At 45.8% G+C, this 16,279-nt stretch carries 13 protein-coding genes; 8 read left to right on the plus strand and 5 right to left on the minus strand.

Annotated features, from left to right (window positions below):
* Nucleotides 1-97: 97 nt before the first annotated feature.
* From QFZ80_RS34535 to QFZ80_RS34555, 5 genes are all read right to left on the minus strand, one after another.
* Nucleotides 98-1,417: an ABC transporter substrate-binding protein gene (locus tag QFZ80_RS34535; protein WP_307563221.1), complete on the minus strand. Its 1,320-nt coding sequence runs from the start codon at nucleotides 1,415-1,417 to the stop codon at nucleotides 98-100.
* 133 nt (nucleotides 1,418-1,550) lie between these two features.
* Entirely contained in the window at nucleotides 1,551-3,167 is a 1,617-nt protein-coding gene (locus QFZ80_RS34540; protein ID WP_307563223.1) for a response regulator transcription factor, read from the minus strand.
* Entirely contained in the window at nucleotides 3,145-4,905 is a 1,761-nt protein-coding gene (locus QFZ80_RS34545) for a sensor histidine kinase (protein ID WP_307563225.1), read from the minus strand. Before QFZ80_RS34545 ends, QFZ80_RS34540 begins: the two co-directional genes overlap by 23 nt.
* Nucleotides 4,906-4,983: 78 nt before the next feature.
* Nucleotides 4,984-5,835, minus strand: coding sequence for a carbohydrate ABC transporter permease (locus QFZ80_RS34550; protein ID WP_307563227.1), 852 nt, complete (start codon nucleotides 5,833-5,835; stop codon nucleotides 4,984-4,986).
* A complete protein-coding gene (locus QFZ80_RS34555; RefSeq protein WP_373460286.1) occupies nucleotides 5,832-6,794 on the minus strand; it encodes a carbohydrate ABC transporter permease in 963 nt (320 codons plus the stop codon). Before QFZ80_RS34555 ends, QFZ80_RS34550 begins: the two co-directional genes overlap by 4 nt.
* 239 nt (nucleotides 6,795-7,033) lie before the next feature.
* Here QFZ80_RS34555 and QFZ80_RS34560 point away from each other — a divergent pair, with 239 nt between their 5' ends.
* From QFZ80_RS34560 to QFZ80_RS34595, 8 genes are all read left to right on the plus strand, one after another.
* Nucleotides 7,034-8,002 (plus strand): lysylphosphatidylglycerol synthase transmembrane domain-containing protein, encoded by a 969-nt coding sequence (locus QFZ80_RS34560; RefSeq protein WP_307563229.1) that lies wholly within the window; start codon nucleotides 7,034-7,036, stop codon nucleotides 8,000-8,002.
* A 1-nt stretch (nucleotide 8,003) separates the two neighbouring features.
* Nucleotides 8,004-9,464 (plus strand): alkaline phosphatase family protein, encoded by a 1,461-nt coding sequence (locus QFZ80_RS34565; protein WP_307563231.1) that lies wholly within the window; start codon nucleotides 8,004-8,006, stop codon nucleotides 9,462-9,464.
* Entirely contained in the window at nucleotides 9,457-10,203 is a 747-nt protein-coding gene (locus QFZ80_RS34570; RefSeq protein WP_307550812.1) for a glycosyltransferase family 2 protein, read from the plus strand. Before QFZ80_RS34565 ends, QFZ80_RS34570 begins: the two co-directional genes overlap by 8 nt.
* Nucleotides 10,200-11,726, plus strand: a complete 1,527-nt coding sequence (locus tag QFZ80_RS34575) for a nucleoporin-interacting protein (protein WP_307563233.1) — start codon at nucleotides 10,200-10,202, stop codon at nucleotides 11,724-11,726. The genes QFZ80_RS34570 and QFZ80_RS34575 overlap by 4 nt, the downstream gene beginning before the upstream one ends.
* A gap of 127 nt (nucleotides 11,727-11,853) precedes the next feature.
* Nucleotides 11,854-12,870, plus strand: coding sequence for a hypothetical protein (locus QFZ80_RS34580; RefSeq protein WP_307563236.1), 1,017 nt, complete (start codon nucleotides 11,854-11,856; stop codon nucleotides 12,868-12,870).
* Nucleotides 12,871-12,913: 43 nt separating this feature from the next.
* Entirely contained in the window at nucleotides 12,914-14,395 is a 1,482-nt protein-coding gene (locus QFZ80_RS34585; protein WP_307563239.1) for a copper amine oxidase N-terminal domain-containing protein, read from the plus strand.
* Between the two features lie 89 nt (nucleotides 14,396-14,484).
* Entirely contained in the window at nucleotides 14,485-15,408 is a 924-nt protein-coding gene (locus tag QFZ80_RS34590; protein ID WP_307550807.1) for an FTR1 family iron permease, read from the plus strand.
* 49 nt (nucleotides 15,409-15,457) lie between these two features.
* Nucleotides 15,458-16,228: a Rossmann-fold NAD(P)-binding domain-containing protein gene (locus QFZ80_RS34595; RefSeq protein WP_307563241.1), complete on the plus strand. Its 771-nt coding sequence runs from the start codon at nucleotides 15,458-15,460 to the stop codon at nucleotides 16,226-16,228.
* The last annotated feature ends 51 nt before the right edge of the window (nucleotides 16,229-16,279 follow it).

The following is a 16,279-nucleotide window of genomic DNA, read 5'->3' on the forward strand; positions in this document are numbered from 1 at the left end:
CTTAACATCACGTTGAGGGTCGTTCTTTTTTGCGTTCTGCTCCAAAGGCAGCCATATAAAAATAAAGAGCCTCTAAGAGGCTCCTTACTCATGTAAATTATTGATAATCTTTTGCTTTTTTCACAAGCTCCTCATAAGCAGCTTCTGGTGTTATTTTGCCGAACATCACTTTTTCACCGATACTCTTATAATCTTTAGCTGTATAATTACTCCAGCCTTTAGCCCCAGCATTGAAAGGCTGAGCGTCAGGAGCAACAGTTTTAATGAGTTCAATTTGTAATTTATCTGCGGCAGTTAACTTAGGTGTTAAGTAATCGAGCATTTTTTTGGAAACCGGCACGCCACGTGTTGTCGTTAGAATGTCTGCGGCTTCGCTATCATTCACGAACCAATCGATGAATTTCTTGGATTCTTCGGCATACTTGGAATCAGCACTTATGGACCAGAACATGGAAGGCTTCAGAAATCCGCTGGATTGTGGCCCTTTAGGCTGAGCAATGAGTGAGTAAGCACCAGGCTTAACACCCTCATAACCAGGGAATAGAGCGGCGAAAGTGCGTTTCATCAATACACTGTCATTGTTCATTAAATCCAGCTTCGCGTCCGATTCTTTATCTGTGCTGGCGATTTCAGCGGGTGGAATGACCCCGGCTGTTCGCAACTCCGTGTATTTTTTAACATAGGTTAGCCACGTTTCTTTATCGAAATTGAATTTACCGTCTACCGTTATCGGGTAGCCTTTGCCTTGGCTAATTTGATAAGAAGAATACATGGTATAATCGGATGTCCCATCCATCAACACATATTTGTCTTTATCAAGCTTGGCTTTAGCATCTTTACCGAATTGGAAGTATTCATCCCATGTCCAACCGTTTTTGGGAGGAGTGACCCCTAGTTTCTCAACGGCATTCTTATTGTAGATCATGCCCGTTGCATTATTGCCTAGAGCGATGGCATAAAGCTTATCCTTAAACTTCCCTGAATCCACGAGCGATTTATCGATATCTTCGGTACGAATGCCTTTGGATAAGTCAGCCAGCTGGTTTCTTCCTGCATACTCGGCGAGCCATGCCGGATCCATTTGGATAATGTCCGGAGCATTTTTGGCTGCAGCTTGAGTAGCCAGCTTATCCGCGTATCCATCAAACCCAGAAAATTCTGGCTCAAAGGTCACATTCGGATGTTTCTTTGTATACGCATCTAGTGCTTTTAATGTAGCGTCGTGCCTTGCCTGTGAACCCCACCATACAATGCGGAGCTTAACGGGCTGGGAGGTTGTAGCCGCGGGTGCTGCTGTTGCAGCTGCAGGGCTGCTTCCCGTAGTACTTGGTGTGTTTCCGGAACCACATGCACTTAGGGACAGCGCTATCATGGCAGTCATCGAGAGCATGCTCCATTTTCTCATCTGCACGTTCATTGAAAATCCCCTTTCACTACCTCATTATCTTTACAAGTTAATTATAGGACAACTAAAAAGAAGAAAAAGGAGAGTAATGAACACACTTCTTTCACTATTGATCACAATATTATACAAATAGGTACATTCCCGGTTATAACCCACTCTTACTTACTTCACTTGGGCTGATGCCATTATATTTTTTGAAAATAGAGCTAAAATAAGGGACGTTTTTATAGCCAACTTTTTCGGATATCTCATAAATCAAATATTTGCCTTCGGCCAGGAGGGCTTGTGCCTTCTTCATCCGCACTTGTATAACGTAGTTCGTGAAGGTTTCACCGGTCGCTTTCTTGAATATTTGATTCAAATAATTGCGAGACAAGTAAAGCTGCTTCGACATATCTTCCAAGCTGATCTCTTCGGCATAGTGATCGTGTGCATACTGAATCATGAAATCAACCGCTTCTTTATGTTTGGAATTCTCGTTCCAATGGCGGCTAGTTGCTATGATATGAATTTTGCCCCCCAGCCATTGCTGTAATTGCTCCGGCGTTTGGATTTGAATAATTTCCGACTGCAGCTTTATTTCTGGAAACAGTTCATCAAGCACAATCCCTACGCTGTATAAGGAGTAAGCAAATATAGTCCACAGCTCTGTACATAAATACTGCAAGTATGCCGGGGTTATGGTTGACATGGATTGCAGACGGTTGATATAAGCTTCCACAATCTGTGCAGCGGTTTCTTCTTTGGAATAGACAATCGCTTCCGCAAGCTCTTGATAAAACTTAATAGGACGAATAGCAAGTTCCTTCTCTGATGGAACCGTAGAGGGATGTTCTTGTGCAAGCGGCGGGTTGATGGTCATTTGTAATAAATCTAGAAAGGCTTCCTCGGTGGAATCCGATATTTCCTGCCAGGATTGCTTCATCTGGCCTAACCCTAGACGGATCGTTAGCCGCAGGTAAGTAAGGACACAGTCCGTGATACGCTCGCCAATCAATTGAATCCTACGCATAACGTCATCTATTACACTCGAACGCTCAATATGAAACATAATCGCGGCATGATGGCTGTGAAGCTCAATAAAGTCGGACTCAGGCCAATCTTCAGCCAAGATTTCACGAATAATATTGGCTAATGCAAAACGAAACAAATTCCAATCAATTAGCGATAGGTTAACCGTGCGAACAGTGCTCATCAGCTCTATACCCATCACGAGGTGGTTTCTTTGCAGCCAGTAGGATTGTTCAGATAGCTGAATGCTTTCCGCGGCAATCGTTTCATTAAAGGTGCCGGTAATGACCGACTTCAACCATTCTTGCTGCACAAAGGGCTCATACATCATCAGCCTTCTTTTGACTTCTTCTTGCTCTATTTTTTTCAGCTCTTTCGTTTCCAGTTCTTTAATGACTTTGGCTAGCACAGCCCCCAGCTCTTCAATGGTTACGGGCTTGGACAAATAATCACTAACCTGCAGCCGCAAAGCCTGCCGGGCATACTGGAAGTCGGCGTAACCGCTAAGGATAATCAGTTCACCGGGAAAGTTCGTCTCTCGGAGCTTCTCGATCATTTCCAGGCCGTTCATCACGGGCATGTAAATATCCGTAATCACGATGTCCGGTTGGGTTTGTCTGACCATATCTAAACCTTCGGCGCCATCACTGGCTTCACCCACTAATTCTGCGTCAATGGACTCCCAAGGAATAGCCTTCTTCATACCCTCCAACACTTGAAAGTCGTCATCAATAATGAGTATTTTCCACATGATACCTCTCCTCGACTTCTTCTTTATTTTGGATTTGCGGCAAAAGAAGGGTGACTTCGGTGCCCCTGCCTTCCGTACTTGTAATATGGACCCCATAAGGAGACCCGAAATAAGCCTCAATTCGTTCTTTCACATTTCGTAATCCGTAACCGCCTGTTTTCCTTGCCTTAGGTTGATCCCAATTGGGTCGCAGCCCTACACCATCATCCCAAACTTGAAATTGGATGTCTTGCCCTAGCAGCTGCACACTTACTCGGATTTCTCCTTTTTTTCGCCCGTGAAAACCGTGGATGATCGCATTTTCGATAAATGGCTGCAGGGTTAATCTCGGTATATAGAGATCTTTGGCTGTATCATCAACGGAAATGGTAAACGCCAAGCGATCGCCCCAACGAATTTGCTGAATTTGCAAATAACATTCGACATGAGTCATCTCATCTGCGATGGGAATCAATGTCTCACCATTGGATAGGCCAATGCGAAACATTTTACCCATTAAGGAGAGGATCTTGCTGATTTTAGTTTGACCGGAATCAATAGCTAGCCAGTTTAGTTGATCCAATGTGTTGTATAGAAAATGGGGATTGATCATGGCCTGCAGCGCCTTAATTTCGGCTTCGCGTTGGCGTTTGTGCTGAGCTTTCAAGGATGTTAAAAGTTCCTCAATTCGTTCCATTTGTTTACGATAGCCGTTAAATAAATTTCCAAACTCATTGGTGTAATCCGTAGGCAAGTCCGAAACAAGACCCCGATCGGGAAGCTTACTCATAAAAGCAACCAAAAGTCGAATGGGATTAGTGAATTGTCTGGATATAAAGAAAGTGAAAAAGGAAGCGATAAAAATGGCGGATAAACCAACGGTTAAGAGAATTAGCGCTAATCGGATACTGCCATGAATAATACTCTTCCACGGTGTCACCTCAACTAATGTCCAGTTCGAGGGGGATTTACTCCAAACGAGTAAGGATTCATTTTGTTGTTTCGCTTTTAAATGAACACTTCCGGACTTCTCTTGAATCAACCTAATCTTCTCCAGCTCACTCTCTTGTAAGTTAGGATCGCCTATGGCAGCAATTGTTCTGCCGCCAGCGTCAACTAGCAGTCTGCTTCTTCCCTCCGTTTCACCTCGAATTAAATTCTGGATCTCGGATGATTTCACGTTGAGTAATAGCAAACCGTAATAGATGCCCGAGTTATTGTACAGCTTTCTTGCAAAGCTAGTAACCGTTAACGAGCCCGTATTGGTTTGAATCGTACGTTCTTTAATCCATGCAAAATCATTATTCTGGATGTCTGAAAACCAGTCTTCATCCTTTACCTTACGCCAATCATAAACGCGAATTGGACCGTGGGCATCTGTCACAAACGGACGATCGATATATAAATAAATGGATTGTACCATCGTCGTGCTATAGGTAATACTGGCCAGTAGATTTACTAAATCTTCCTTACGTTTTTTTAGCTCAAACAAGTCACTTTCCAGAGGATCATACCCGATAATATCGATATTTCTGGAGGCTGCGAGAGACATTTGCTCAATAGAGTTCAGCTGAGTCACTAGGCGCTTATTCAATTCATTTAACAAATCCTGCTGATAGTTGGCGGTATTGCTAGCTAACTCACGTGAAGTTAAGCTGTAACTGATCCAGGAGGAAATGAGCAGCAGCACGGCAATGAATGCGGCGAAGCTTCCAAAGAACAGGCGACCGATGCGAACGCGCTTGAATAAGTTAAACACAGCAGCTCCCCCTCAATTACTTCCATAAAAGTGGAAAAAAGGCTGCAGGTAGCGCAACCTTTTTTTTATCCTATTATTTTATCCTTTCACTGCACCTGAAGCAATGCCATCGACAAAATGGCGCTGCGCCATAAAAAAGAGAATCAGTGACGGAATAATAGAAACGAGTGACATGGCAAGTAATTGTCCCCACGGAAGTGCAGATTGGCTGTCGACGAACAGCTTCAAGGCAAGACCGACGGTGTATTTGCTCACAGAATTGATATACAGCAAATGTCCGAAGAAATCGTCCCAATTCCAAAGGAAACAATAAATGGCGACCGTTACGAGTGCGGGTTTCGTTAAGGGCAGCACAATTCGTAGGTAAATGCCGAACCAGCTGCAGCCGTCCATTTTGGCCGATTCATCCAGCTCCCGCGGAATCCCGCGAATAAATTGCACCAACAGGAAGATAAAGAAAGGTCCTCCGATACCGCCTGCTAAGGCATGTGGAACATAGAAAGGCAGATACGTATTGACCCAACCCCAAGAATTAAACATGATGTACTGGGGAACCAGTGTCACTTGACTTGGCAGCATCAGGGTGACCATCAGAATGGAAAACCAGAAATTTTTCAGAGGAAAGTCCAATCGTGCGAAACCAAAAGCCACCAAGCTGCAGGAAACGATAGAAGTGATTAGAACTCCGCCAATCAGTTCAAATGTATTCAGATAAAAATGAGTAAAGGTAAACTTAGGGATGGCCACCCACCCTTGACTGAAGTTGCTCCATAACCACTCCGTAGGGAAAAAACTAGGTGAGCTCATCTCCGCGTTTGATTTAAAGGCAGCTCCCACCCACCATAACATGGGATATATCATGACTAGACTAAATAATGCTAATAAGAAATGCGTTCGGAAAGTCCGGAAGCCAATCAGATGGTTTCTCATTTTCTTCTCCCTCCTTCGGTTTCATAGAATACCCAGTAACGGGATGAGGCGAAAATTAAAGCCGTTACGATCGCAATCACCACAAGGAGTATCCATGCCAGAGCGGAAGCATAACCCATCTCATATCTAGAAAAGGCGCGATCATATAGGTATAAAGCGTACATATACGTGGAGTTAATGGGTCCGCCTTTCGTAATGATGAAGGCTTGGGTAAACATTTGAAAGGAACCGATTGTCTGCAGCACCAGATTAAACAACAGAACAGGCGACAGCATAGGCAAGGTAATACTGACAAACTGTCTGATTATAGATGCCCCATCCACGGAAGAAGCCTCATATAACTCGGCAGGTATTTGTTTTAATCCGGCTAGGAAAATAACCATCGAAGAACCAAACTGCCAAGCAACCAGAATAATTAAGGTGCCTAATGCCGTATTGGGATTGCTAATCCAACTGATTCCTTCAATACCGAAATAACTTAAAAATCGATTGATGAAACCGCTAATACCGAAAATATTTTGCCAAAGAATAGCCACAGCAATGCTGCTCCCTATTAGTGAAGGCAAATAGATGAACGTTCGGTAAACAGAAATCCCTTTTATTTTCTTATTGAGCACCATAGCAACCATTAAGGCGCTAAAGAGTTTGAGGGGCACGGATAAAACGACGAAAAGAATCGTTATTTTCAATGATTGACGAAACATTTCATCGTCTGCAAAAATACGCTCATAGTTTCGCAGACCAATCCACTCTGGCGCATCTAACAACGTATATTTCGTGAAAGAGTAATACATCGATTGAATCATCGGCCATAAGGTTAACAGCAGAAATCCAAGTAACCACGGGGAAATAAATAGATACCCAGCTATGGGCGATTCCCAGCGTCCTTTCAGGGTAAAAGCTGTTGTCAGCTTGCGTGAAGAAAGCTTTTGGGGAGACATGCTAGTTTCAGGCTTCATCGGGATAAACCGCCTTTCATTTCAATAACACCTTTATGTTAAGTATAAAAGGTATTGCCCACCCGAAAAATGAGAGTAATGAACACAATTCATTCACAATCGAACAAATCTTTGCAGTTACAAAAGAGTAAGATTAGGTTGACGTAGCCCCCTAAACCACCTATACTGACCATGATTCTCATTCTCACATTTATATAGTTTGAGGTACCCTTAACTAAAAGAAGAAGGTCACAACAAATATGCCAACTAAGAAACAAATTGTTCGTTTCATGGCGCTCCTTTTAATCGTTTGTTCTATTTTTTTAACATGGCAATGGTTTGATTCAAAGGAATGGCTACGCGACGTAGGGCTGCTTTTTCATCAACCGCAATGGTTGGTCTTCATGTTTGTTATCTACCTGCTCTCCTTCCTCCTAAAGGCAGCAGCTTGGCGAATTTACGCAGGACCCGAGGTGCGATTCAGCATCTATTTTCATGCCATTAGCTATAGCTTGCTCGTCAATCATGTACTTCCGGTCAAAGCGGGAGATGGCGTTCGTGCCGGTTTATATATGAAGCATGGAGGAAAATCGTGGGAAGATGCGTTCCATTCCGTTGCGGTCATGCGATTGCTTGATATGCTCGTGCTTGCTGGCATTGGGGGAATCGGCATCGTACGGTTAGGACTCCCCTCTTCTTGGATATGGGTGACGGTGCTGGCTGGGGGAACGGTGATTCTGGCAACAGCGCATTACCTGCCTGTGATTCGCAAAATTCCGTTTATAGCGAAGCATTCGGCCTATTTTCATCTTAAAATGCTCTCTGGCAAAGGGGTCGTCATCATAGGCTTAATTGCTCTAAGCTGGATCCTAGAAGCTGGTGTTATCTTTGCTGTTGTTCACATGATCGGCTTGCAGCTTGGGACAATCTCGCTCGTTTGGGCGAATAGTATGACGATTGCCGGACAAATTTTTCATATTACCCCAGGTGGGATAGGTACTTATGAGAGTACTATGAGCGGGTCTCTTGTCTTGTTGGGTGTGGATGGTAAGGATGCTTATAGAGCGGCGCTTGTGTCGCATACATTTAAATTTCTATTTGCCTATACATTAGGGGCGTATTCACTTGTGCGAATGCCCTTACGTTGGAGCGAGATGAAAACCTGGATTGGACGGCTTACGAGTCACAAAAAACCATCATTGAATGGCAACGTACGGAAGGATGATTAACATGAAAAAAGCTTCATCGTTTGAAATTGTAGCAGCTCGCTGCTGGAACTTGCTAAATGAGGGAAAACCGTTTACCCCGATTTTCGTTGTGGGCGTCTTTTTGCTCTATCATATCGGTGTATTGTCCGATCCTAGCTTTTGGTCTGCTGCCGGACTAGGGTTGCTGGTGACCCTCCCTCTTTTTGTACTATATTATTGCTTCGATTTTCCGCTTTTTTTACGAAATTATTTATGGATGCCGTTAATTGCTGCGCTGCTGATTTGGGAGCGGTCTGATTTCTCGCTTTACTTGCTAGCGCTTGGGTTGTTCTACTTCTTTACGGTGTATTTCTGGGGCACTTTTTACTATCATCTACGAATTGGGACGACTTGGTGGAATTTCACACGGTTCTGGAAGCTTGTTCTGAAAAATAGTGACTCAACTAGCGGCAATGCGCAGGAGCAGATGCCTAAGTTTTTGCTGCTGCTTTTCGTATGGAATCATTATTACCGTCAGTTCGAGGGGGGTATTTCCGCTGATGTGGGTACGGGACTTCTATTTGCGGGTGGATTGCTGATATACAGCTTCATTCTCCACCGGTATTTGTTTGATTGGAAACCAGCCGAAATCCCTACGTACACACGCGATTCAAGCGATGTACAAGCAGGCGGAGAAGCACTGAACAAGAAGGTTATTGTGATTGTCGTGGACGGGATGCGCAAAGAGCGCTTTGAAGAAGCTGACGCGCCATTTATGAAGAAACTGCGAGCAGAAGGCACAGAGTATGCTCAAATGGAAACCGTGTATCCTGCGCGTACCGTGGTATGTTTCTCTTCGATGTTCACGGGGACTTACCCGCGCGAGCATGGTATTCGCTCCAATATGGTTTGGAGGCTGGGTATTCGGGTTGAAAGTATTTTTGATTCGCTGCGTAAGGTTGGGAAAAAAGGGCGTCTGCTCGGTATAGCGCACTTAATCGACTCCATGGGAGACGATGTTGAGAGTGTGACCGCTGTGATGCACAACGATGTCGCAGATCGTAATATTATCGAACGGGCGAAGAAGATCATGGCCGAACAAAACCCGGATTTACTCGTTGCCCAATTGATTGGTGTTGACCAAACGGGTCACAGCCGAGGCGTTTTATATGACGATTACACGCAAAAAATTGCAGAAGCCGATAAATTAATTGAAGAATTTGTAGGCTGGCTTGAAGAGCGCGGCATGATGGAGAATACGACACTTATCATATGTGCCGATCATGGACAGGCTGATGGTATTGGCGGGCATGGCCATTTGGATGAAGGTGAGCGCTATGTGCCTTTCTTCCTGCATGGTCCAGCGATTGAGTCCGGCCATCGCATTGATGAAAAGCATTCCCTTGTATCTATGGCTCCAACTCTAGCTTATCTACTGGGCGCGCCATTCCCGAGCCATAGTCGCGGACCCGTCCTATCGGAGGCTATCAAGCATCATGACTAAGAAGAAAATCATCGTTTTTATGCCTGCGCATAACGAAGAAGAGAATATCAGCGGGGTTATTGCCCGCGTGCCGAGAGCTTTCCACCCCCAGTATGAGGTGGAGGTGCTCGTGATCGACGACGGGTCCAAGGACCGCACGGTCGCCGTCGCTCGGGAAGCGGGAGCCGACCACATCGTGTCGTTCCCGCACAATAAAGGGCTCGGCGCTGCCGTTCGTGAAGGGCTGAAGCAATGCTGCCTGCTCGGCGCTGACATTGGCATCATGATTGATGCGGATAATGAGTATCCGCCGGAGCAAATTCCCGGTGTCCTTGAACCCATCATCGCCGGGCGCGCGGACTACACCTTCGGCTCACGCTTCAAAGGGCAAATTCAAGGCATGAAGCTGCATCGCCGCTTAGGCAACTATACGTTCACACTGCTGCAGGCGATTCTGCTGCGCAGATGGATTTATGACGGCCAATCCGGGATGCGCGGGTTTTCCCGCGATGCGATGGAGAATGCCGTTATTGTCCACGACTACAATTACGCCCAGGTGCTCACGTTAAACTTGGTTCGTCAGGGCTACCGATTGGAGGAGATTCCTATCTCATACCAAGTCCGGACCAAAGGCCAATCTTTCATCAAATTCAGACAATATGTAACCTCCGTTCTTCCGGCGATCTATAAAGAAATGAGACGCCCTGTCGCCAAACGCAATGTGAATCCACAGACGAATCGAGATGATGCGGGCGTATGAGACGCAATGCAAGATGGTTGGCGCTGTTCGCAGCTGCGGTTATTGCTGGAGTGACGTGCCTGAGTATTATCTACGCCAGCCCCTTTGCGCGAACGTGGGACGAGGTCGATTTTACATTGGCTCTACATAGGTATGATCTTCTCGCCATGCAGCCTCATTTTCCAGGTTATCCGTATTTCATTCTAGGCGGATGGCTTATTAACCAGTGGATGAATAATCCCGTTAAAGCTTTATCTGTCTTCAATACCCTAGCAGCCTTAAGCTCCGCGCTTCCGATGTTTTTACTGGCAAATCGTCTGACGAGCAGCGGCATAAAGAGTCTTTTACTGCCTGCGCTCGTATTAAGCAGCCCCTACATTTGGCTCATGTCCTCACGTCCCATGTCGGAGTGTGCGGGTATGGCCTTATTGTGGTGGTTTCTTTGGAGTATCCGCTTTGCGATGGATCGTCCCGGTTCAATGCTTCGCCATGGTCTAGCGCTGCTGATGTTCGGCTTCCTTATGGGTACACGCCTATCCTTCTTTCCATACGGTCTAGCGCTAGTGCCGCTCTGGTACGGGATTTGGAAGTATGGTGCGAGAGGTTGGCGGAGATGGTTGAGACTGGGGTGCTCGGCCTTGGCTGCGCTGTTGTTTCAACTGCTTTGGATAGCTGGATTGGTGCTTTCCGAAGGAACCATAGCTGGCTTCTGGAAGCTTTCTATAGCTTTCGTTGAAGGACACTTTTCCGAATGGGGCGGCGGCGTCATTTCTACCCCGATGCCGCTGGGAGAACGAATCTATCAACTCATCGGACACAATTTACTGGGATCAGCACTGCTGGGCGGTTCCATTCTCATTGGCTTTTGGCTTGTTATTATGGTTGCTGCAGCAGTTATGGGTCGGAGATTCGCTCCTCCAGCTGTGCAGGGCAATGAGAATCGCCTTTATATCTTCTGGCTCGTTGGCTGTGCCGTTCTGTACACCCTATGGGCTCTTTTTGGTCAAAACATTGAGAAACCGCGTCATATCGTTCCTGTCGTTGCCCCGATATTGCTTCTTATGTTTGTTTTTATCATTCGTACCGCAGAGGGATTAAGGACACCCACGCGTGGGAAGCGTCTATTGAGAATAGCACCAACGATCCTATACGCCCTCCTCATTAGCCTCATATCCATTCAAGTCGTCTACGGGGCTCAGCTTCAGAAACGGCAGGTCGTGGAAGAGCCAGCCGTTTATCAGCTTCATGACTATGTAAGCAGCCTGCAAGAGTCTCTCCTGCTGTTTACATGGGAAGAAACGAGAGTTCTGCAGTACTTGCAGGCGGACTACGATCATGAGCGCATCTATACGTATGGGTACTTTCAAGCGTTGGCTGGGGCGAATCCCGAGCGGCGAGTACTGCTAACCGATCATGTTGTTCGAGGCTTTGAGCAGCAAGGCAAATCGGTGAAGGAGCATTTGAAGCAGATCGGCGACTTTAAGTCAGACGCTTTGTTTGATCCGGCTTATGCTCACGTCATTTTATATGAGTGGGTGCGTTAAGTCGGTTTTTTTCTTTTTAGTAGAGCAAAATAATGGTTGACACATGAATACATAATGATTATCATTATCAATGAAAATGATTATCAACGACAACGAGATTCCAAACAATCATAGCAGGGGTGAAGATATGAAACGATGGCTACTAGCCGGCATGACTTTTGTTCTAGCGGCATTGATCATCCTGCCGTCCTCCGCGCTGGCCTATTCGTATGGTGACGCTAATACAGAAGATGTTGCTGAAACTTTTAAACTGGTGCAATCCAGTATTGGAGATGGGGCGAACGATTGGAACGCTGCGGAAGGCGCCTACAAGGAGAGAAGAGCAGAACTCGTATCGCACTTCGGCGAAGGAATAGGTGCCACACTAGATGCTAATTTCCAGGCCAAAGATAGTAAATTAGTCATTGCTAATTTCAAAGCCGTCCTCGTTATGAACTTGGATCGACGGTTCACCTACGCTGCTAAAGGCATTGATGATTATGCAGAGTCTAAACTCTTGCTAGCCAAAGCTAAGGCGACCTTTGACACACTGGCGCCTTATGTCGGGGCGGGTACGAGTGAAATGAATAAAGCTTTCGATGCTGCGCTTGAAGCGCTGGGGAATCCTGGGTTGTTCGGCGTAGGGAAGAAGGATGTACAACCAGATGTCTTCAAGGAAAAGGTCAATTTTATCTATGGTAAGGTGAAGCCTTTATTCCCTTACACGGCTTATGTCAAGCCTGCCACTCCAAGTGAGTCTACTCCCGTTCCCAAGCCGCGGGCAACAACTGCGCCGGTTAAGAACGAGGCAGGGGTCAAGCCAGATCAACCAGAGTCAACGGTTAAACCGACAGAGACGAAGGCACCCGATGCAGCTGCAGCAGTGGAGACGAAGTCCCCTGAGCCTAGTGCAACGGCTAGTGCTAGTCCAGCACCAACTACGGAAGCAGCCCAGCCTTCAGCGACCGTAGAAGCGCCAGCTAAAGCATCTGAAGCAACTAGTTCAGATGCAAAACAAGCGGATTCGGCGAAAGAAGCGTCCGCACATGCACCTATGGAGCGTTCCGATAAAACGAATCCCTTTATCAGTATCGCTGTTATCGGAGGGGTTATCGTTCTTCTGGGCGGGGGCGTATGGTTTGCTCGTAAAAGAAAGTGGATTTAATAGTAAATTACAAAATATGAGATGAATAGAGGAGAAACTTATTATGCGTAAATTTTTAGCTGTTGCTTTAAGTGTTTCATTAGCTTTATCCAGCGTGGTTACAGTTACTTCCGTTGCTTTTGCAGAAAGTAAATTCCAAATTACAGAAGATCAAACGATCGCAGCAAAACTTCAATCTTTTACGGATATTAAAGCACTTTTTACAGACAAAACGGTACTTGCTGATGTTCAGAAATTATATGTAGATAAATTCCAAACAGATGTTAAACGTCTTGATGTGAACATCAAAGCAGATGATCCTAAAATTGATGCGAACATCACACTTGTATTGGACAGCGCGATTAAAGGCGATTTGCAAGTTGGCCAAGCGAAACAAGCTATCGACAAAGGCTTGCAATGGTATTTCTTCTTCGCACTTCGTGATCTGATGAGCAACCAAGTACGTCCTGCTTTGACCAAAGGTGATGTTGCCGGAGCAAAAGCCGCCTTCGATAAAGTGGTTCAAATCTATGAAGGCGCGCTGCAACCAAACGTAGTGAAACGCGATGCCAAATATAGCTTGAATATGGAATCATTGTTGAAAACAACCATTGAACTTATCCAAAAAGATATTAATGAAAACAACTTGAATGATTTCAATGTTCACCGCCAGTTCCTTGACAAAACATTGATCAAAAATTATACACTTGCTGCTTTTACATACGCAGAAAGCATTGCCACTAAGGCTCCTGCTGACCAACCTGCAGCTATCACAGAAGCTTACTTCTTCTACATGCCGGTATACACGTACCTCAGAGGCGGCAGTATCGCTGACGCTAACTTCGTGAAAGATGCCTTCGCATCCGGCGATGCAAGCAAAATCAAAAAAGATGAAATCCAAAATGCGTTACACCGTACAATGATCGGTAAAGTATCCGAATATGTGAAGCAAGCATTCACGAAGCTTGAAGCTGGCGACCTGCAAGGTGCACGCGGATATGCGGCAGAAGGCAACATGTTCCTTGCTAGCCAAGAAGTTTTCTTAGGTAAAGAGAAGTATGCGGCTGCTCTTGAAGTAGCAACGAAATTCTCAAACGCTGTAGACGCATCTGATCTGGCTGCTGCACAAGAGTATGGCTTCCAAGTTCTAGAGTTCCTGGTGGGTAAAGATGGTTCCAGTTTGAAAATTGGCAGCAAGGATTATCAAGTGGATGGAGCTGCTTTCACAGCTGAAAATGCTCCTTTCATCAACGCAGAAAGCAGTCGCACATTGGTACCGGTTCGAGTAGTTGCACAAGCTGTTTATGCGCAAGTTGAATGGGTAGATGCATCTAAATCCGTTGTCATCACAAAAGATGGCAAGAAAACTGAAATCGCATTAGGATCCGATCAAGTTGTACAAAATGGTGTGGTTAACGACAAAGTGAAACTTGATCAACCGGTTGTTATCGTAAACGGCAGTGCATTCATCCCGTTACGTGCGGTGGCTGAGTTGTTCGGCAAACGCGTATTTTACCAAAACGGTGAAATCATTATTCTTCGTTAATCATTTCGTTCATAGCGAAGACACTTGTGCCTAGTAGGCGCAAGTGTCTTTCAGCATGCAGGAGCAAGGAAGAGAACAGGGGGCAGATTATGGATTTACAGGCATTTCTCATTACGTTTCGTGAGGCGCTTGAGGCCATTCTCATTGTTGGTGTAATCATTACGTATTTAACTCGTATTGATGCCGTGCACTGGCATAAATGGGTGTGGGTTGGTGTGTTTTTGGCTTTGATCGTGAGTTATGGCTTGGCCCTGGCTTTCCAGGTTTTATTGACCGGATTTGCCAGTATGGGCAGCCAAAATTACTTGAAAATCGGTATCATGCTCGTCTCTACCGGGCTGCTGACGCATATGATCATGTTCATGGGCAAACAAAATAGTGAACTGCAAGGGAAGGTTCAGAGCAAGGTTGCACATATTCTAACCATTGGCGGCGCCATTAATATGGTCATCCACTCGTTTTTAGTCGTTGTGCGCGAAGGCGTGGAGACGGTTTTCTTCTTTGCCGCCATTACGGGAGGAAATATACAGAAAGCACTCGAAAGCTGGGGAGCACTGTTTGGACTCATTCTGGCTTTCGTCATTGGCCTGCTCTTTTTCAAAGGGACGAAGAAAATTCGGCTGGGTACGTTCTTTCGCATCACCAGTGTGTTTCTGATGATGATTTCTGCGGGTTTGTTCGTGCAAGCCATCGGAATCATGCAGGATCTAGGTATTATTGGAAGCTTATATCGAACGGCGGGACACCAAATCGGTGAAATTTATAATATAACGGGATTTATGCCGGAGCATCCAATTGATGGTGTACAGTATCTTCGTGACATGGGTAAAGAGCCGCTTATTAGCGGTCAAGTTGGCATTTTCTTCAAAGCTTTCCTAGGCTATACGCAGAACCCTTCACTGGAAGAATTCGTCGGATACTGGGGATACTACTTCTTGGTATTCATCTTGCTTGCGGTTCAGAAGAAGCGTCATGAACAGGAGCAGGTAGAAGAAGAGAAAGTGGCTGCGTGATAGCAGCATTAAGAATTTCGAATGGCTAAGCATAAGGAGCGAGGACTGAATGACGATAAACATAGGAATTGTTGGATACGGTCATGTTGGGAAGGCCATACATGCGTTGTTTCCAAACGCTGCGGTATACGATGCACCTATGCAGGTGGGCAGCCAAGCGGAGGTAAACAAAAGGGATGTCGTCTTCGTCTGTGTTCCAACCCCCTCACTCCCGAGCGGCAAATGCGACACGTCCATCGTGGAAGAAGTGATTGTGTGGCTGACAGCCAAAGTCATTGTGATTCGCTCGACTGTTCCCGTAGGGTTCACCGACGCTATGAAGGAACGAACGGGGAAAAGAATCGTGTTCCAACCGGAATACTATGGAGAAACCGTCGATCACCCCTTTTCGGATTTGAGTCATCGGACGTGGCTTACATTTGGAGGCGAATCTGAGGATGTTAGCCATGTGATCCGCGCCTATCAGCAAGTGTACAACGCAGAAGTGAGAATCCGACGGACGGATGCCCGCACAGCCGAAATGGCGAAGTATATGGAGAATTGCTTCCTTGCGCTTAAAGTGTCGTTTTGCAATGAGTTTTATGATATTGCCGGAGCACACGGGATTGATTACAATGAGCTGCGGGAAGTTTGGCTCGAGGACCCTAGAATCGGTCGCAGCCATACCTTCGTGTATGAGGATAGTCGCGGGTACGGCGGGAAATGCTTGCCGAAGGATGTTCATGCGCTGATTAGCATGGCGGACGAGAAAGAAGTTAATGCCGATTTAATGAAGTCTGTTCAACGGAAAAATAGCGACCTTCGTGCTTCATTCGAGTGATCATATAGTAAAGCCTCCATGTCCACGGATCGCTCGTGGGCTTGGAGGCTT

Origin of the sequence: Paenibacillus sp. V4I7 (assembly GCF_030817275.1) — a bacterium.
In the GTDB taxonomy this organism is placed as follows: Bacteria; Bacillota; Bacilli; order Paenibacillales; family NBRC-103111; genus Paenibacillus_E.